Origin of the sequence: Fictibacillus sp. 26RED30 (assembly GCF_015903845.1) — a bacterium.
GTDB classification, from domain to species: Bacteria; Bacillota; Bacilli; order Bacillales; family Fictibacillaceae; genus Fictibacillus; species Fictibacillus phosphorivorans.
Window position 1 is genome coordinate 231768 of sequence record NZ_JACZDV010000003.1, and the last position, 17125, is coordinate 248892.

The 17125-nt window shown below is 41.6% G+C and carries 19 protein-coding genes; 3 read left to right on the forward strand and 16 right to left on the reverse strand.

Annotation, left to right across the window (positions count from 1 at the left end; translation table 11 throughout):
- Positions 1–64 precede the first annotated feature (64 nt).
- Entirely contained in the window at positions 65–757 is a 693-nt protein-coding gene (locus IHV11_RS17060; protein WP_197195637.1) for a YetF domain-containing protein, read from the forward strand.
- A 25-nt stretch (positions 758–782) separates the two neighbouring features.
- On the opposite strand, the gene IHV11_RS17065 is transcribed toward IHV11_RS17060, so the two are convergent.
- The 12 genes from IHV11_RS17065 to IHV11_RS17115 all read right to left on the reverse strand — a co-directional run bounded on the left by IHV11_RS17065 (position 783) and on the right by IHV11_RS17115 (position 12005).
- Positions 783–1640, reverse strand: a complete 858-nt coding sequence (locus IHV11_RS17065; RefSeq protein ID WP_197195638.1) for a glycerophosphodiester phosphodiesterase — start codon at positions 1638–1640, stop codon at positions 783–785.
- Positions 1641–1790: 150 nt separating this feature from the next.
- Positions 1791–2651, reverse strand: a complete 861-nt coding sequence (locus tag IHV11_RS17070) for a Cof-type HAD-IIB family hydrolase (RefSeq protein ID WP_197195639.1) — start codon at positions 2649–2651, stop codon at positions 1791–1793.
- 128 nt (positions 2652–2779) lie between these two features.
- Positions 2780–2911, reverse strand: a complete 132-nt coding sequence (locus tag IHV11_RS21410) for a hypothetical protein (RefSeq protein WP_255520061.1) — start codon at positions 2909–2911, stop codon at positions 2780–2782.
- 96 nt (positions 2912–3007) lie between these two features.
- Positions 3008–3313, reverse strand: coding sequence for an AzlD domain-containing protein (locus tag IHV11_RS17075; RefSeq protein WP_197195640.1), 306 nt, complete (start codon positions 3311–3313; stop codon positions 3008–3010).
- A complete protein-coding gene (locus tag IHV11_RS17080) occupies positions 3306–4031 on the reverse strand; it encodes an AzlC family ABC transporter permease (RefSeq protein ID WP_370568698.1) in 726 nt (241 codons plus the stop codon). Before IHV11_RS17080 ends, IHV11_RS17075 begins: the two co-directional genes overlap by 8 nt.
- 81 nt (positions 4032–4112) lie before the next feature.
- Positions 4113–5177, reverse strand: a complete 1065-nt coding sequence (locus IHV11_RS17085) for an undecaprenyldiphospho-muramoylpentapeptide beta-N-acetylglucosaminyltransferase (protein WP_197195641.1) — start codon at positions 5175–5177, stop codon at positions 4113–4115.
- A 438-nt stretch (positions 5178–5615) separates the two neighbouring features.
- Positions 5616–7049, reverse strand: coding sequence for a dihydrolipoyl dehydrogenase (gene lpdA, locus IHV11_RS17090; protein WP_197195642.1), 1434 nt, complete (start codon positions 7047–7049; stop codon positions 5616–5618).
- Complete coding sequence (locus IHV11_RS17095) at positions 7050–8327, reverse strand: dihydrolipoamide acetyltransferase family protein (protein ID WP_197195643.1); 1278 nt, start codon at positions 8325–8327, stop codon at positions 7050–7052.
- A 13-nt stretch (positions 8328–8340) separates the two neighbouring features.
- Positions 8341–9336: an alpha-ketoacid dehydrogenase subunit beta gene (locus IHV11_RS17100; protein ID WP_197195644.1), complete on the reverse strand. Its 996-nt coding sequence runs from the start codon at positions 9334–9336 to the stop codon at positions 8341–8343.
- Positions 9336–10400 carry a pyruvate dehydrogenase (acetyl-transferring) E1 component subunit alpha gene (gene pdhA / locus IHV11_RS17105; protein ID WP_197195645.1) on the reverse strand — a complete coding sequence of 355 codons (1065 nt, stop codon included), beginning with the start codon at positions 10398–10400 and terminating at the stop codon, positions 9336–9338. The genes IHV11_RS17100 and pdhA overlap by 1 nt, the downstream gene beginning before the upstream one ends.
- Positions 10401–10415: 15 nt before the next feature.
- Entirely contained in the window at positions 10416–11516 is a 1101-nt protein-coding gene (locus tag IHV11_RS17110) for a Leu/Phe/Val dehydrogenase (protein ID WP_197195646.1), read from the reverse strand.
- Between the two features lie 93 nt (positions 11517–11609).
- Entirely contained in the window at positions 11610–12005 is a 396-nt protein-coding gene (locus IHV11_RS17115; RefSeq protein WP_197195647.1) for a thioesterase family protein, read from the reverse strand.
- A gap of 166 nt (positions 12006–12171) precedes the next feature.
- Here IHV11_RS17115 and IHV11_RS17120 point away from each other — a divergent pair, with 166 nt between their 5' ends.
- Complete coding sequence (locus IHV11_RS17120) at positions 12172–12582, forward strand: HIT family protein (RefSeq protein ID WP_197195648.1); 411 nt, start codon at positions 12172–12174, stop codon at positions 12580–12582.
- Between the two features lie 180 nt (positions 12583–12762).
- On the opposite strand, the gene IHV11_RS17125 is transcribed toward IHV11_RS17120, so the two are convergent.
- The 4 genes from IHV11_RS17125 to IHV11_RS17140 all read right to left on the reverse strand — a co-directional run bounded on the left by IHV11_RS17125 (position 12763) and on the right by IHV11_RS17140 (position 16483).
- Positions 12763–13182 carry an AhpC/TSA family protein gene (locus tag IHV11_RS17125; RefSeq protein WP_197195649.1) on the reverse strand — a complete coding sequence of 140 codons (420 nt, stop codon included), beginning with the start codon at positions 13180–13182 and terminating at the stop codon, positions 12763–12765.
- 157 nt (positions 13183–13339) lie between these two features.
- A complete protein-coding gene (locus tag IHV11_RS17130; RefSeq protein ID WP_197195650.1) occupies positions 13340–14059 on the reverse strand; it encodes an SDR family oxidoreductase in 720 nt (239 codons plus the stop codon).
- 102 nt (positions 14060–14161) lie between these two features.
- Positions 14162–15496 (reverse strand): sodium-dependent transporter, encoded by a 1335-nt coding sequence (locus IHV11_RS17135; RefSeq protein WP_197126905.1) that lies wholly within the window; start codon positions 15494–15496, stop codon positions 14162–14164.
- Between the two features lie 36 nt (positions 15497–15532).
- On the reverse strand, positions 15533–16483 hold the full coding sequence (locus IHV11_RS17140) for an NAD(P)H-dependent flavin oxidoreductase (protein ID WP_197195773.1): 951 nt from the start codon (positions 16481–16483) through the stop codon (positions 15533–15535).
- Between the two features lie 66 nt (positions 16484–16549).
- Between IHV11_RS17140 and IHV11_RS17145 the strand changes: the two genes are divergently transcribed.
- Positions 16550–17065, forward strand: coding sequence for a gamma carbonic anhydrase family protein (locus tag IHV11_RS17145; protein ID WP_197195651.1), 516 nt, complete (start codon positions 16550–16552; stop codon positions 17063–17065).
- Positions 17066–17125 lie beyond the last annotated feature (60 nt).

Below are 17125 nucleotides of genomic sequence, written 5' to 3' on the forward strand. Positions count from 1 at the left end.
TTTTTTGTTTGCCGTATTTTTGTTTGGGCATCCTGATAACAGCACATATAAATGAGGGATGACGATGGATGGAATCTTAATCACGATCTATAGAACGGTTCTAGGCTTTGCCTTTTTGTTGATGCTCATGAGGTTACTCGGAAAAAAACAACTTGGTGAACTTACTTTTTTTAACTATGCAACAGGCATCGCAATGGGTAATATCATCGGAGACATGGTTGTCCACAAAGAGATCACGGTTTGGGAGAGTTTGGCGTCTCTTAGCTTTTGGGCGTTAGCCGTGTTCGGTATAGAATTTCTCAACAGACATTCTCCCCTACTCACAAAACTCACGAAGAGTCAGCCGACGATCGTTATAAAAAAAGGGCAGATTATGCAAAAAGAGCTGAAGCGGATGCAGATGTCTATGGATGACTTATTGATGTTGCTCAGGATCAGTGCGGTCTTTGATATTACTGAAGTAGAATATGCTGTCATGGAGCCTAACGGACAACTAAGTGTGTTAAAAAAGCCGCTCAAAGATTCTGTCACAAAAGAAGATCTAAATATTCCACCAGATGCTCCTCAATATTTGCCCACAATGCTGATCTCTAATGGTGAGAAAATAGATCAGCCTTTTAAGGAATATAGCTTGTCAGAAGATTGGTTGGATCAGCAATTGAAGAGTGCGGGCTATCAAGATGTTAAAGAGGTCTTCTTCGCACAGCTTCAGGACGATGGCGACGTCTTTTTTGTAAAAAAAGAAAAAAGCAACTGAGATCTATATCAGCTGCTTTCTTTCCTTATTTCCCTTTTTTTACTTCATGCAGAAGATCTGGGAAGTTGGTGAAAATACCTGTTACACCCCAATCGATCAGTTTCTGCATCTCTTCTTTTTCATTTACAGTATACGGATGGATCTCTAAACCATTCTGAACGGCTTTCTGTACATACTCGCGGTCGATCATATCGCTGTTCGGCCCGATTCCCATCGCATATTGCTTGATTGATTGCACTTCTCTATCCGTTAATTCAGCAGGAGTTGTATACTCTAAAAGCTGAACAAGTTTCACGGATGGATCGATCTCGTTCATCTTCAACAAGCTTTCAGAGCTGAACGATTGAACCAACAGCTTATCTTTGTTAATTCCATAATCATTAACTACATCAAGAAGCTTTTGTTCCATACCCGGATAAACTTCAGGTGATTTTGTTTCAATATAATAGTTCGCATTCTTGCCAAAGGTTTGAAAGACTTCTTCCAATGTCGGAACTTGAAGACCTTCGTATTTTGCCTTTGCTTGTTCTGGATATTTCTCATTAAACCAGCTTCCTGCATCAAGCTGCTTGATTTCTTTTAGAGTAAAATCTTTTACTTGTCCTGTGCCGTTTGTTGTACGATCCAGTGTCTCATCATGCATTGCGATTAACTCACCGTCTCTAGTCATCTGAAGATCGACTTCAATGTAATCTCCATGCATTTTTTCACCCATCTTATAAGAAGTGATCGTGTGTTCTGGTGCATAACCAGAAGCTCCTCGATGCGCTACATTTAAGATGTCTTTATGTTTTTCTTTTGCATCAACCACAGAAAAATCAGCCCCTATAAATGTCAGACTTAATGCTAAAGCTCCTACACCCATTTTAAATATATTCTTCATGATGCTGCACTCTCCCTTTGTTGTAAGTGAACTACTTTGTCACTGTAACAAGGAAATATGAACATGCTTTTGCATTTCTGTAAATCACGTGTGAAGTTTTTGTATACAAAAAAGCTGGTTCGAAATGTTCGAACCAGCTTTTGTAAGTGCTTATTTTTGTTCTAAGAATTTCTTGATGGCAAACGAGACACCACTCTCATCATTTTCTTTCGTAACAAATGCGGCCATCTCTTTTACCTCATCCACAGCATTTCCCATCGCTACAGGAAAACCTGCCACTTCTAACATGGAAACATCGTTGTAGTTATCACCGATTGCCATCGTGTCTGTTAACGAGATTCCTTTGAGTTCAGCGTATCTTTTAACAGCCACACCTTTTTGTGCTTCACTGTTTGTAATCTCTAAGTTGTTATCAGCAGAAGCACTGACAGCAAGAGATTCAACACTTTTTAAATGCTGAAATGCACGTTGGAGTTTCGCGGTATCTGCAGAAAAGGCAAGGAACTTATATACCTCAATACCATTCTCACTCAATAGTTTATCAAAATCTCCCACAACACTTACTAATCCTAAGCGAAAACGTCGAAGAGCTGCTTTTTGAACATCGTCATCTGTTGCTTCTGGATTGGAAGTTAATACGATATCTTTCATTACTTCGTATGCTTTTTCACGATTGTCTGTAAACGTTCCTTTGCTCGTGTAGAGCTCATAATAAATATCTTCTTCATCTAAAATCTTTTTAATATCCTCGTACTGCTCAAACTTTAAAGGAATTGAAGAAAGGATCTCCCACCCTTCTGATCGAATCTCTGCACCATTTACACAAATAAGCGGTAGATGAAGATCAGCATCTTCTAGCGTGTGTTTTGCTTCATCATAAGAACGGCCTGTTGCGATGACAACATGATGGCCATCGTTTACAGCTTCCTTAATGGTTTCGCTGTTCTCTTTTGTAACTTTTAACTGTCGGTTAACTAAAGTTCCATCCATATCAATTGCGATTAATTTCATCTAAATCATCCTTTATTGCTTAGTCCATTAGTAAGTGTACCCATAATTGAAAGCTTGTTAATCATTATTTGAAGCTTATCAGGTAACAAAAAAAAGAGCTATAGATAGCTCTCCGATTTTACAAATTATTAATCTTTATAGATAAAAGATTGTACAACGTCCGTTACAGCATGGAAAATTTCAACGGCTTGAAAAGAGAGTACAGATAAAGCTGAAACGGAAAATAAACCAATTAGTACAAAACGAACTAAATGAGGCATCTTGTATCTCCTCCTTTTAATTGTGATTATACGCCCACCTTTTCAACAAATCAATTCATAAGGTGTAATATTTACAAAGTAAATTATGACAATATCCTACAAGAACGTATAACCGTACAAAACGAGGATAGAAGATAGCACGACCACGATTACATTTAAGTTCAACCAAGCGGCGATAAATGCTGCACCAGCGCCTATGAATCCATATAGATAATTTTCTGGATTTATTGTTAGCACACCAGGAAAAATGAGAGCCCCCAATATTGCAAAAGGAACGTTCTTCAATATTCCTTGCACTCTTGGATGTAGATGATTCGTATGAAAGAGAACGAGCGGCAACATCCTTGGAATATAGGTTACGATTCCCATTCCGACAATTACCCATATGAATTGATCACTCATCTCCCTCATCCCCTTTCATAAAAAACTCGATTGAGACTGCTGCTATCAATGTGGATAAAATGATTCCCCAGCCCCCTTTTAAAGTAGGTACCAAAGAGAAGATTGAATTTAATACGGCTGCACTTGCAGCAAGAGCAATTACTTTCTTGCTCTTTTTGGCAGCAGGTACAAGTAGTGCGATAAACATCGCATAAAGCGCGATCCCCATACTGTCCTGCAGCGATTGAGGAAGTCCCGACCCCATCACATAACCGACTCCTGAAAAAATCACCCAGCAGCTGTATGCAACGAGCCCTAATCCAAGCAGGTAGCTTCCCGTTATCTTTTTTTCGGCTGAGGTTGCAGCAACAGAAAAAGTTTCATCCGTTATAAAAAAAGCGTAGATCGCACGCAGCCATTTAGGTTCATCCTCAGCACGTTCCTTTAGAGAAGCACTCATAAGAAGATGCCTGATGTTCATGATGAAAGTAGTCATAATTAGTTCTGCAGCCCCACTTAGTGCAACAATCATCGATAAGGCGATATATTGCGAAGCACCAGCAAACACGATAACACTCATCCCTATCGTTTCAAATAGACTTAACTCTGCAGCTTTAGCGAGCAGACCAAATGTAAATGCAACTGGCATATAACCAATCGCGATCGGCAAACCAGCTTGAACACCCTTTTTCCAGTATGAAGATGTTTCTTCTCTATGTACGGCGGGGCTAGGCATCATTTCTTTTTCATCTCCGTTTTTGTAAGATGTGAATGGTGAATAAATTGTAAGGGGTCTGTCCCCGGGACAGACCCCTTATCATTACTTCTGTCCTGTGATGGTGCGAAGAATAAGGTCTACGCTATCAGAAGCTTTAAATGTTTCCATGCTTTTCTTTATCTGCTCTTGATCAGCCTTAAGATCTTTTAAAGAGGAGGTCAATGTCACCTTTGTTAGTTCTTCTTCATAAAGGACGTGGCAATAGCCTTGTTTTTCAAAGGATTGAGCATTTAGGATCTGATCCCCTCTGCTCGCCGCTCTTGAAAGCGGGATGAGCAGCATCGGAATCTTGAGCGTCAGCCATTCAAAAATACTGTTCGATCCAGCACGAGAAATCACAAAGTCTGTTGCAGCAACCACGTCTGGAAGTTCACTTTGAATATACTCGAACTGTCTGTAGCCTTCTGTATTATCCAAACTTTCATCCATGTTGCCTTTTCCGCAGATGTGTACGATCTGATAAGAGCGTAACAATTCAGGCAGTGCTTCACGTAGAGCTTCATTGATCTTCCGCGCACCCAAACTACCACCCATGATTGTTAGTACAGGTAGATGGCTTCGGAAGCCTAAGAAGGACAAACCTTTCTCTCTTGATCCTTGAAGCAGTTCATCACGAATCGGTGAACCTGTTACGATCGCTTGCCCTGCAGCAAAATGTTTCTTCGCTTCATCAAACGTAACGAAGATTTTTGAAGCAAATTTAGATGAGATTTTGTTAGCCAGACCTGGGGTAATATCTGATTCATGGATGTAAACAGGAATCTTACGCATCCATGCGGCGATAACTACAGGTACAGCCACAAAACCACCTTTTGAAAAAACAGCATCTGGTTTTATTTTTCCGAGCTTAAAATAAGCTTGTGCAACACCCGCTGCCACTTTAAAAGGATCTTTTATATTTTTCAAGTCAAAATAACGACGCAATTTCCCACTTGATATGCCGTGATAGGGCACGTTCGTTCCATCTTGGATCAAACTTTTCTCTATACCATCAACAGAACCGATATAATTCAAGTCCCATCCCATCTTCTCTAATTTAGGTATTAAGGCAAGATGCGGCGTTACGTGTCCAGCTGAACCACCGCCAGTTAAAACTAACTTCTTCAAACAGCATTCCTCACTTCTTTTATATCCGCCGTGCTTTCCTATAGCGGATGTTATCTTATCGCCATTTTAATATATGTAGCCCAAAAAAGAAAATGGCATGTGAGTGATAATTGTTTGTTTATTCTGATTGAATTTCACGTTTCTTTCGGTTATGGATGAAAGTTTTAGTAATTTTAGTTCAAGGGTAGCCTATATAAACGTCATATAGCTCATCGAAAGAAGTTTCCACTGATACCTATGGGGGTATAAATGTGTCTAATTCTAGAAATTCAGTAATTAATTCTAGAAATTCCGGACTTATTCCAGCGAGTTTGGCGATAATTCGGCGAGTTTTAACTATATATCGGCGAGAAGACAGAACTCGACAAACTCTAGACGCTATATACCCTCAACCTCAACAAAAAAACGGCCTACAAGACCGTTTTTTAACATCATCATTCATACTGAACTTTTTTCTTTTTTGCGAGCAGGCGGTACATGAATTGCTTTTCCACTCACACTTTCAATCGCTTCAAGCCATGCTTCGTTTAAAGCTGGGTGCGCGTACACGGGGTAGGACAGATCTTCTTCGCGTGCAACCATCTCAAGTGCAAATGTCCCCGCTTGAATCATTTCGGCAGCACCTGCTCCCATCATGTGAATGCCAAGCACGACATCACTCTTCGCATCCATCACCATTTTGGACAAACCTTCTTTTTGGCCAAGAATAGATGCAAAGCCATTGCCGCTCATAGAGAACTGACCCGTCTTCACTTCATAGCCTTCAGCTCGGGCTTGCTCTTCAGTCAGACCTACTGAAGCAATCGGAGGATTCGTATGAACTACATGCGGAACAAGACTTAAATTGAACGCTGATTGCATTCCTACCATATGTTCAGCTGCCGTCTTGCCTTGCTTGATTGCTTTTGATGCTAACTTCATCCCAATCGTACAGTCACCAGCCGCGTAAATGTTAGAAACAGAACTTTGGCTATGTTCGTTTACGATAATAAAACCATTCTCGTCACGTTCGATTGAAATCGCTTCTAGTCCTAGACTATCCACATTCGGCGAATAGCCAGCGGCATACAATACATGAGAAGTCTCAACAGAAACTTTTTCATCACCGTCTTTTATCAACGTTACGGTTACTGAATCAGACATCTCTTCTGCGCCTTCCCATAGATGATTCTTAAATACTTTTATCTTGTTTTTCTTTAAGACTCGTTGCAGTTCTTTTTCGATGCTCGCGTCTAGACCAAATCCATCACTTGGAATAGCTATCGTAACATCACTTCCAAGCTGCTTGTAGGCCATAGCAGCTTCAAGCGCGAAATAATCATCACCATAGATGAATAGACTTCCAGGAAGCCCTCTCAACTCCCACAACGTGTGTGGTGTCACCAATCTATTAGATAACGTGGCCTGTTTTGGCAACAATGGTAAACTTCCTGTAGCGATAAGCGCGTGCTCAAATTCGTACATCTCAAAATGATGGCCTGAATCAATTCCTATTCTCTCACTGGACATGAAAGATGCTGTACCCGTTAAATGCTCAATTTTATTCGCTTTTATAAGGGCTTCTACTCCCTTTTGAAGTCCAGTTACGACCGAAGAATAGTAGTTTGAGAATGTATCATATTCAAAGCTTGCTTCTGAAACTGAAATTCCCATGTTTTTAAACTGAGAAAGGCTAGAAAAGTTAGAAGCAGACTGTGTAAGGCTCTTTGAAGGAATACATCCTTTATGAAGGCAAACGCCGCCTAACTTTTCTTTTTCGATTAGCGTAACTTCCATTCCAAGCTGTGCCGCACGAATTGCAGCATGGTATCCACCAGGTCCGCCTCCGATAATAACGAGTTGTCGTTTTGTTGCAAAATCACCTACAACCATCTATATCAGCTCCAGTGTCATGAAGTAAGGATTCTCGATGAGTTCTTTTACTCGGTTCGTGAACATGACAGCTGTTGCACCGTCTGCAACTCGGTGGTCAAACGACATAGATACGTTCATCATAGAACGGATCACGATCTCATCTCCGATCACAACAGGCGTTTTCTTTGTTTTATGAAAAGCCATAAGTGCCACTTCTGGGTGGTTGATGATCGGTGTCGCAGCGATCGATCCAAGCGGTCCAACATTAGAAATTGTAAATGTGCCGCCAGTCATATCTGAACCCTTCAACTTGTTTGTCTTAGCACGCGTGATCTTGTCTTTCATGTCAACCGCGATATCCCTTACATTTCTCTGTTCCACATGAGAGATAACCGGTACGATCAACCCTTCATCAGAATCTGTAGCAATTCCGATGTTCACGTTCTTCTCAAGTCGAATAACTTCTTTTTCTTCATCCAGTTTTGCGTTAAAAATCGGGAAATCTTTTAATGCGATCTGAATCGCTTTTACGAAAAACGCTGCAACAGAAACATTCATGCCACGCTTGTTATCTGGATCCATCGCTTTAAGCTGTTTCTTCAGATTCATAACAGCTGTTACATCGATCTCTTCAAAATGCGTAACGTGCGGAATCGTCGCAAGAGATTGAACCATTTTCTTCGCGATCTGCTTTCTGCGCCCTTTAAAAGGAATCTCTTCCGGTTCACTTGTTGAATACACGTGAGTCGAAGTAGTCTCTTTTTCTTCTACAGAATTAACTGGTGTTTCCTCTGCTTCTGCTGCTGTAGTAGGCTGATCCATATAGTTATAAACGTCTTGGTCAGTCACTCGTCCCCCAGGTCCAGTGCCATTGACCTGTTCGATATCCACACCGTTCTCTCGAGCAATTTTTCTCGTATAAGGAGCAGCTAGAACACGTTTGTTCAGTGTTGCAATACCGCCAGCAAAGGTAGTGTGGCTAGGTGCTTTAACGATTTTTTCAACGACCGGTTGATCATTAGATTCTGGAACTTCTTCTGCATTTTGAGAAGACGGCGCGGAGGCAGCATCAATCGTTAAGATGACAGATCCGACAGTCACTACATCTCCTTCTTTTACCTTGATGTCTTTAATCGTTCCGGCTGCTGGGGATGGTAGTTCTGCGGTTACTTTATCCGTTTGAACCTCTACTAAAGGCTGATCAACTTTAACGGAGTCTCCTGCTTTTACGAAAAAGTGTATAACTTCTCCTTCATGCATTCCTTCTCCGATATCATGCAATTTTACTTCTACCACTCACACTCACCTCCTAAAATTGCGTTACTTTATTAATAGCTTGAACAACACGATCTGCGCTTGGCAAGTAGTGATCTTCTAGTGCAAACATTGGAACCGGAGTATCAAAACCTGTTACGCGTTCAATTGGAGCTTTCATATACAGGAAAGATGTATCATTGATCAATGACATGATTGTTTCTCCAAGTCCACCCGTTCCCGGTGCTTCGTGAACAATGACTGCACGGCCCGTTTTTTGTACACTTTCAGCGATCATTTCTTTATCTAACGGATAGAGTGAACGAAGATCGATCACGTCACACTTGATCCCTTTTTCTTCTGCTGTCTTTGCAGCTTTCATAACGACTTCGATCATCGCGCCATAAGCAAAGATCGTTACATCGCTTCCTTCTTGAAGACGAGCGGCTTTTCCAAGTGGAACATTATACTTTCCTTCAGGAACATCCATCTTCGTACTTCTGTAACAGCGCATCGGCTCTAGGAAGAGAACAGGATCAGGATCTTCAATCGCTGAAACAAGCATCCCTTTTGCGTCATACGGATTAGATGGAACAACAACCTTCATTCCTGGCATCCCCGTAAATAAAGCTTCAACAGAATCAGAATGGATTTCAGGTGCACGTACGCCTGCTCCAAAAGGTGCCCGAATGACCATTGGCACTGTAAAATGTCCAAGTGTTCTCGCACGGATTCGAGACGCATGAGTCATGATCTGATTGAACGCAGGATAGATGAAACCAAGAAACTGCATCTCAGCGATTGGTTTGAAGCCGTTCATCGCAAGCCCGATCGATGTACCGATAATGCCAGATTCAGCAAGCGGTGTATCAATGACTCGATTCTCTCCAAATTCAGCAACTAGACCATCTGTTGCACGGAACACTCCGCCGTTCTGTCCAACATCTTCACCAAGCACGATTACGTTCTCGTGTTCTTTCATCATCACTCTCATACCGTCTGTTACAGCTTGAACCATCGTTAATTTTTTCGTATCTACTAGCGTTGTCATTAGCGATCACCTCTTGAATGAGCGTATGCTTCTTTTTGGCTTTCGATCGGCCAAGGATTCTCTGCAAACACATGATCAAACACATCTTTATAATGCGGTGCTTGTGCTTCTTCCATCTCTTTTACTGCTGCTTCGATCTCAAGTGTAAGCGTTTCTTGAAGATCAGTTGCCCATTTCTCGTCCCACATGTTTTCGTTCTTCATAAACCGCTCTAGTCTAAGAATCGGATCTGTCGTTTCACGGCGATTCACAGATTCTTCTTGGTTTCTATATTTCGAAGGATCATCAGCTGTTGTATGTGCCCCATAACGCCACGTTACAGCTTCAATCAACGTTGGTCCTTCCCCTTTTCTTGCACGTTCGACTGCTGTACGTGTGTGGAAATAGACGGCAAATACATCATTACCATCTAATCGAACGCCTTCCATTTCATACGCTACTGCTTTTTGAGCGATCGTTTTACTTTTCATCTGCTTTTCGATCGGTACAGAAATCGCGAATCCGTTATTTTGATTAAAGAAAACAACAGGAGCGTTAAACACGCTAGCAAAGTTTAAGCCTTCATGAAAATCACCTTCTGATGTTGCACCGTCTCCAAAGTAAACGATAGAAGCACGATCTGTACCTTTTAACTTTTCAGCCCATGCGGCGCCCGTCGCATGAAGAAGCTGTGATGCGATCGGAACGGCTGGAGGAAAAATGTTCTTCCCTTTTGGAGGAATACATCCTTCTTGGCGGCCTTTCCAATAAAGAAAAAGCGTTTTTAGCGAATGACCAAATGTCATCGTTGCCGCATGATCTCGATAAGTCGGGAACATCCAATCGCCTTCACCCATCGCCATTGCACTTCCAATCTGTGACGCTTCTTGCCCTTCGAAAGGAACATACGTTCCGATCCGTCCTTGACGCTGCAGGTTTACCCCTTTACGGTCGAAAAGCCTCGAACGAAGCATCTTCGTATAAAGTTCTTTCGTTAGTTCCTCTGTGATCTCACCGCGGTATGTTTCGTCATTCCACTCACCGTTCTCGTTAATGATCTGCATCTTTGGAAATAACTTTTCCATGGATAGGTTCCCTCCTTAGTTTCGAACTTGCCATTTTGGTCTTCGGTTGTGAGCGAAAAAGCTGTTTCGTTTTGAACGAGCTGCAAGTTTTTCCTCACAGAAAAGATTTGCTGCTTCCATCGTAGATATCTGTTTTTTCGTGCTCTCACTATAGATCTGTATCAAACTGTCATAGATCGCTCTCGTTTTTGTTAAGACACGAGCTTTGTTCGGTCCATAAAGCTCATCAGCTACCTGAATGAGCCCTCCTGCGTTCACAATATAATCCGGACCATATAGGATTCCTTTTTGTTGCAGGTAAAGCCCATGTTTATCTTCTAAAAGCTGATTGTTAGCACTTCCAACTATCGCTTTAACTTTCAACTGTTCGATCGTCTCGTCGTGAATGATTCCTCCTAGTGCACATGGTATGAAGATGTCAGCGTCCACCCCGTAGATGTCGCTTCCCTCAACCACCTCCACATTTCCAGGAAGCAGTTCTGCTCGTTCTTGAATCATCTTTAACGCTTTTTCGTTAATATCCGTTACATAGATCTGTGCACCGGCAGCGAGCAGCTGCTCTGCGACCTTAAACCCTACTTTTCCTAATCCTTGTATAGAGTAGGACTTACCTGCGAGTTCATCTGTTCCTTCGAGAGTCTGAATCGTAGCTTGAAGGCCATAGATAACTCCTTGTGCTGTTGGAACAGAAGAGTCGCCGCTTCCGCCATATTCCTCGGGTACCCCGACGATACAATTCGTTTCTTTTAACGCGTGAACAAAATCATCAGGCGTCGTACCCATATCCGTTCCTGTATAAAAGCGACCGTTTAAAGAATCTACAAACTGTCCGAACGCTCGAAACAACTCTGGTGTACGATCTGACGTCGGATCTCCGATAATGACCGATTTCCCCCCACCGAAATCAACATCCGCACCTGCACATTTGTATGTCATGCCTTTTGACAGTCTCAGTACGTCCTCAAGTGCTTCATCCACCGATCCGTATGGTCTCATTCGGCATCCGCCGAGTGCTGGACCCAATGTTGTGTTATGTATTGCGATAATTGCTTTGAGACCTGTTGATGGATCGTTACAAAAAACAACTTGCTCATGCTGTGATATTTTTTCAAACATGTGTAAATCCCCCTAGTATGTCTCTACTTACTCTATTCCTTCTTCACTTTGCTGCTTTAAAGTGTAAGCGCTTTCATTATAGTGCAAAAAAATTTAAACCTTCATCTCTTTAATTTTTTGTGAGATCGCTTCTCTCGGAAGGATATATTGTGTAACTTCTCCTTCGCCTGCTATCGCTTTTCCGTTATAGACGGTCACATCACATATGACAGCTTTGCCTTTAACTTCTCTTAACGTGGCCGTTACAGTAAGCTCAGCGCCTTCTGGCGTCGGAGCCATATGCTTGGCTGCAACTCCACCGCCGATTCCTTCTTCGTGCTCTTCAAGATATGGCAATATAATCTGTCTCGCTGCCCATTCCATATGATAGACCATGCTAACCGTTGAATAAGCTGGATGGACAAGCTTTCCTTCAAATTGAGCAAACATATCGGGTGTAACGGTAGCTTTGATGGTCGCACTTTGGCCGACCTTCATGCCTGATTTCATGCACACACCTCATATCTTTCATCGAATTTATATAACGATTTATATAACGTTTTCTTAACGTAATCATAACATTTTGTGTGATATCCGGTCAATGAATCCCCAGAATTGTTTGATTTGTAAGAAATATGAAAAATGTGCAAAAATAGCATTGGAGGTGTATTTATAAATGGATGAATGTATATTTTGTGATCCCATGAGTTTTCCTGAACAAAAAATAGTATTAGAGAATGAAAGTTGCTATTTTTTGCAGAGTCCGAGAGCTCAGGACATTTTACAGGGTGCGGGATTGATTATTCCAAAAGCTCATAAACAGACTGTATTTGATTTAAGTGAAAAAGAGTGGAGTGATACATATGAGTTGATGCAGCAAGCAAAAAGTTTGCTAGACTCAGAGTTTGCACCTGATGGCTACAGCACGGGATGGAACGTAAATCCAGTGGGTGGTCAGAGCATTCCACACGCTCATTTTCATATCATCCCTCGATTTGATGACGAGCCATTTGCCGGCAGAGGCATTCGTTCGTGGATAAAATCTGAGGATAACCGCAGGCCAGGCAGTATAAGTAAGACTTTTTAAAAATCTGCTATTCCTTTTTATGTGATTGATGTCCATTTTTATGTGATTCATCTTCTTTTTTATGTGATTGGTCCCAATTTTTATGTGATCGACGCTATTTTTTATATGATTAAGTTCAGCCGAAGCTCCGTACCACATGAAAAAGCTGATATAGCCCATGCTATATCAGCTTTATTCTTATCATTTCCGCAACTGTTTCAACACTTCGTCGACTTTCGCATGATCTTCAGGAGTATCATCCATGTGCTTCCACAAAACATTTCCATTACGATCAAATAGCCACGAACTTCCTTGAATGTTCACGTCTTGATTTTTCACTGCGCTTAAAAAATGCTTTCTTTCCTTCTTATCTTTAGGCACAATGTCGCTTATCTTCACTTCACCTTTTAAGAGATCGGCCCCTACAGACAGCATGCTTTTCACAGTGGTCATGTTGTGGTTCCCCATCTCCTCGTATAGGTCTAGCTCTGGATCACCGTAGATTTCAAATGGAAATGGGCCATGTACATTCAAAAACTCTTGAATCTGATCACGATTAGCTGGTGCTACGACAACGACCTTAACATCTAAGCGTTCAAACTTCTCAAATGACTCGCGCAACTGCGCAAGGAATTCTTGATAGTATGGTCAGCCAAGGTGTCTGACTAACACAAAAAAAGTTTGTTCTTCACCAAACAACTCATGCAGCGTAACAGGTTTTGAACCTTCAATGGATACCACTTCTTGATCTAGTTTCAACCCAGATCGCCTCCTCGTATTATACGTTCGGGTATTCCTGAGAAAGAGGGTGAAGCATGATTTCATCAACGACCATGTGTTTTGGTGCGCTTGCCATATACGCTACTGCTTCTGCGATATCATTTACTTTTAGCCAATCTTCTTTAAAATCAAGACCTTGTTCAGAATCAGCAAAGTACGTATCAATCGCACCTGGATTTACAGTACCTACACGAACGCCAAATTCTCTTAGTTCTTGCGCAAGAGACCCCGAAAATCCTTGAACTGCGTACTTTGTAGCTGTATAGACAGAGCCGTTAGCAATCGTTCTTCGACCCACATCTGATGAGATCGTGATGATCGTTCCCTCTTTTCGCTCTTTCATATGTGGAACAACCGCTGTACTACATAAGAATACACCTTGTACGTTGACTTCAAACATTTTTTGAAAGTCTACTAATGAATGTTCTTCTGCCAATTTAAACTGGCCAATTCCAGCATTGTTTACTAAAATATCAATGTTTCCAAACGTTTCAAACGTTTGTTTAAACAGTTCTGCTACGTCCGTTTCTTTCGTCACATCTGCTTTTATGGCAAGAACATCGAATCCCTTAGCTTTTAACTCTTCTCCAGTTTTGAAGATGCCATCAGACGAACCAATGATAGCTAGTTTTGCTCCTAATGTTCCTAACTTTTCTGCTATAGCTTTCCCACACCCACGAGTTGCTCCCGTTACTACTGCAATCTTGTCTTTCAACATTATTCATTCTTCCCTTCACTTCTGTATTTCACAAATTCTATTATTAACACAAAAAAGGCGCTAAAACCAATTATGGTCCGCGCCTTTCTTTCTAATTTTCTTTTAAAAAAGTCCAAGCATGTTAACAAATACGATGATGATCACAACAGGAACGACGTAACGGATCAGCATAAGCCAAAGTGCAAAGCCTTTTACCGAAACAGATGAACCTGCTCTAAACTCTTCAAGGAGCATCTCTCTAGGATAACGATATCCTACAAACAACGCGATGAACAACGCTCCTAAAGGAAGCAGGATGTTGCTCACTAAATAGTCGAGTTGATCAAAGATAATCTTGTCAAACAGCGTGAAATCTGACCAAACCCCATATGACAACGTAGATGGTACACCAAATACAAAGATAAGGATTCCGATGATCCAAGACCATTTTGCACGGTTCTCTAACTCACCTTTCGTGATAGAAGCAACGATGATCTCTAACATCGAGAATGCTGATGTAAGTGTAGCAAACAAGAACAATGCTAAGAACACAATAAAGAATAATTGTCCGAACACGATCTGATCAAATACAGCAGGAAGTACCACGAACAACAATCCAGGTCCTTCCGCTGGTTCTAGACCTAATGAAAATACTCCTGGGAAGATCGCTAATCCCGCTAATAAGGAGATCAATACGTTGAGTAATACAATCGTGGTTGCCGATTTCGTAAGGCTTTCCTTCTTGCTCAAATAAGAACTGTACGTAACCATTACAGAGATACCCACACTTAATGAGAAGAAAGACTGCCCTAAAGCAAATAGGATATCGTCTCCACCGATCTTAGAAAAGTCAGGGAACAAAAAGAACTTTACGCCTTCCATCGCATTATCTAATGTTAGTGAACGAATAATCAAAACAGCAAACAATACAAAAAGTGCTGGCATCATGATTTGGTTTGCTTTTTCAATTCCATTCTTAATACCACGGCTAACAACGAAAATCGTAACCATCATAAAGATGAACTGAGAGATCAAAACCGGCCATGTACTCGAGATTGACTCTCCAAACATTTGACTAAAGTCATGGTTAAAGAAGTCTCCTGAAAAACTTTTTCCAAGGTAGAGAATGATCCATCCACCAATTACACTGTAAAAAGATAATAAAATAAATGCAGTCGCTACACCCATTCTGCCTAGCCATGGCCATGCTGAACCTGGGGCGATCTTTCGATAAGCAGAAACCGCCTCTTTTTGCGCTCCTCGGCCGATAACAAACTCAGCCATTAAAAGCGGAAAGCCGATAAGAAACGTAAACAATAAAAAGAGAAGGAAGAAGGCTCCCCCACCACTAGTACCAGCTACATAAGGAAATTTCCAAATCGCACCGAGTCCGATTGCTGACCCTGCTGCAGCTAAAATAAAAGCTAATTTCGACGTCCACTGGTCTTGCTGATTCATAATTACATACACCCTCCTGTTACTAATACTACTGAATTAGATGAAACGATTGTTTAACATACTTACTGCTTCTCTTGCTTCTTTCATCATGGTTTCAAGCAGTTCTTTCACGCTCGGTACATCTGAAATCACACCTGCGATCTGACCGCTATTGATAAAACCGTTCTCCAAGTCCCCTTTTACAGCTCCTAAAATATGATGATCTTCTGAGGTGTGTGTAACAAACTCTTCAGGTGAGACGCCATTTTTTTCAAGTTGAATCAACTTCTGAGCATAAGGTGTATCGTAAATTCTTCTGATCTTTCCGGTTGAGCGGCCAACGATTAACGTTTTTGTATCATCTGCTTCTACTAAGGAAGTTTTGTATTTCTCATGAAATGGTGCTTCCTTTGTTGCGATGAAACGAGTTCCCATCTGAACACCTTGTGCACCAAGAGCAAAGGCAGCTGCCATACCGCTTCCATCTGCTATACCTCCAGCCGCGATGACTGGAATAGTTACACTCTTGGAGACCTGAGGCAATAGAACCATAGTCGTCGTCTCATAAGGTGAGTTTAGTCCCGCAGCTTCATAGCCTTCGGCTACTAGCAGATCTGCTCCTGCTGCTTCTGCTTTTTTGGCATGATAGACAGAAGCTACAACACAGATAACTATCAATCCATGTTCCTTTAATTTCGGTATGTAAGGTGCTGGATTACCTGCAGATAAGGAAACAACTTCCACTTTATGTTTGATCAGAAGTCTAAGAATTTCTTTTACATTTGATGCAACGGTTAAAGGTACATTAACAGCAAATGGCCTGTCTGTCATCCCCTTTGTTGCAATTATCAAATTTTCTACCTCTTCAGGTGACATCGTACCAGCACCGATCGTGCCTAACCCACCTGCATTTGATATAGCTGAAGCTAGTTCTGCATTACTAACATTTCCCATTCCGCCTTGAAGGATCGGATACTGAATGTTTAACTTTTCACAGATGGAATTCAATTTCTCCACTTCCCATTCTAACCTTTGTTATACTGAACCTATAACCTGTTACGAGGGAGGCTCATTATGAAATACACGTTTAATGGCAAAACACCAGATGTTCATGAAAGCGCTTTTATCGCGCCTGGGGTTCACTTGATTGGCGACGTTACAGTAGAAGAAGGAGCAAGCGTCTGGTTTAACTCCGTTCTTCGAGGTGATGAAGGACCTATCTCCATCGGCAAAAAGACTAACGTTCAAGACAATTGCACCCTTCACCTATATGAAGGGTATCCCCTCATTCTAGAAGATGAGGTGTCGATCGGTCACAACGTCATCCTGCACGGATGTACGATTAAAAAAGGTGCACTCGTTGGCATGGGGTCTACCATTCTTGATGGTGTAGAAATTGGCGAACAAGCATTCATCGGTGCGAACACACTAATTCCTCCCGGCAAAAAAATACCACCGCGTGTCATGGTCATGGGTTCACCGGGTAAAATCATACGCGAACTGAACGACGATGATCTAAAGCTTATTCAGCTTACGATCAACACGTATTATGAAAAAGGGATACAGTTCCGTGACGAATTAAAAGAATAGTAGAAAAGCACTTTCGTACGATAGCTTGCGAAAGTGCTTTTTTAGTTGTATCTAACCTAA

Bases quoted from the DNA above. Each gene is read 5' to 3' on its own strand.
- pdhA (WP_197195645.1), bottom strand. From the start codon at position 10,400: ATGGAAAAGTTATTTCCAAAGATGCAGATCATTAACGAGAACGGTGAG.
- IHV11_RS17060 (WP_197195637.1), top strand. From the start codon at position 65: ATGGATGGAATCTTAATCACGATCTATAGAACGGTTCTAGGCTTTGCC.
- IHV11_RS17120 (WP_197195648.1), top strand. From the start codon at position 12,172: ATGGATGAATGTATATTTTGTGATCCCATGAGTTTTCCTGAACAAAAA.
- IHV11_RS17080 (WP_370568698.1), bottom strand. From the start codon at position 4,031: ATGATGCCTAGCCCCGCCGTACATAGAGAAGAAACATCTTCATACTGG.
- IHV11_RS17070 (WP_197195639.1), bottom strand. From the start codon at position 2,651: ATGAAATTAATCGCAATTGATATGGATGGAACTTTAGTTAACCGACAG.
- IHV11_RS17115 (WP_197195647.1), bottom strand. From the start codon at position 12,005: ATGAAATCAGGCATGAAGGTCGGCCAAAGTGCGACCATCAAAGCTACC.
- IHV11_RS17145 (WP_197195651.1), top strand. From the start codon at position 16,550: ATGAAATACACGTTTAATGGCAAAACACCAGATGTTCATGAAAGCGCT.
- IHV11_RS17100 (WP_197195644.1), bottom strand. From the start codon at position 9,336: ATGACAACGCTAGTAGATACGAAAAAATTAACGATGGTTCAAGCTGTA.
- IHV11_RS21410 (WP_255520061.1), bottom strand. From the start codon at position 2,911: ATGCCTCATTTAGTTCGTTTTGTACTAATTGGTTTATTTTCCGTTTCA.
- IHV11_RS17135 (WP_197126905.1), bottom strand. From the start codon at position 15,496: ATGAATCAGCAAGACCAGTGGACGTCGAAATTAGCTTTTATTTTAGCT.
- IHV11_RS17130 (WP_197195650.1), bottom strand. From the start codon at position 14,059: ATGTTGAAAGACAAGATTGCAGTAGTAACGGGAGCAACTCGTGGGTGT.
- IHV11_RS17065 (WP_197195638.1), bottom strand. From the start codon at position 1,640: ATGAAGAATATATTTAAAATGGGTGTAGGAGCTTTAGCATTAAGTCTG.
- IHV11_RS17075 (WP_197195640.1), bottom strand. From the start codon at position 3,313: ATGAGTGATCAATTCATATGGGTAATTGTCGGAATGGGAATCGTAACC.
- IHV11_RS17110 (WP_197195646.1), bottom strand. From the start codon at position 11,516: ATGTTTGAAAAAATATCACAGCATGAGCAAGTTGTTTTTTGTAACGAT.
- lpdA (WP_197195642.1), bottom strand. From the start codon at position 7,049: ATGGTTGTAGGTGATTTTGCAACAAAACGACAACTCGTTATTATCGGA.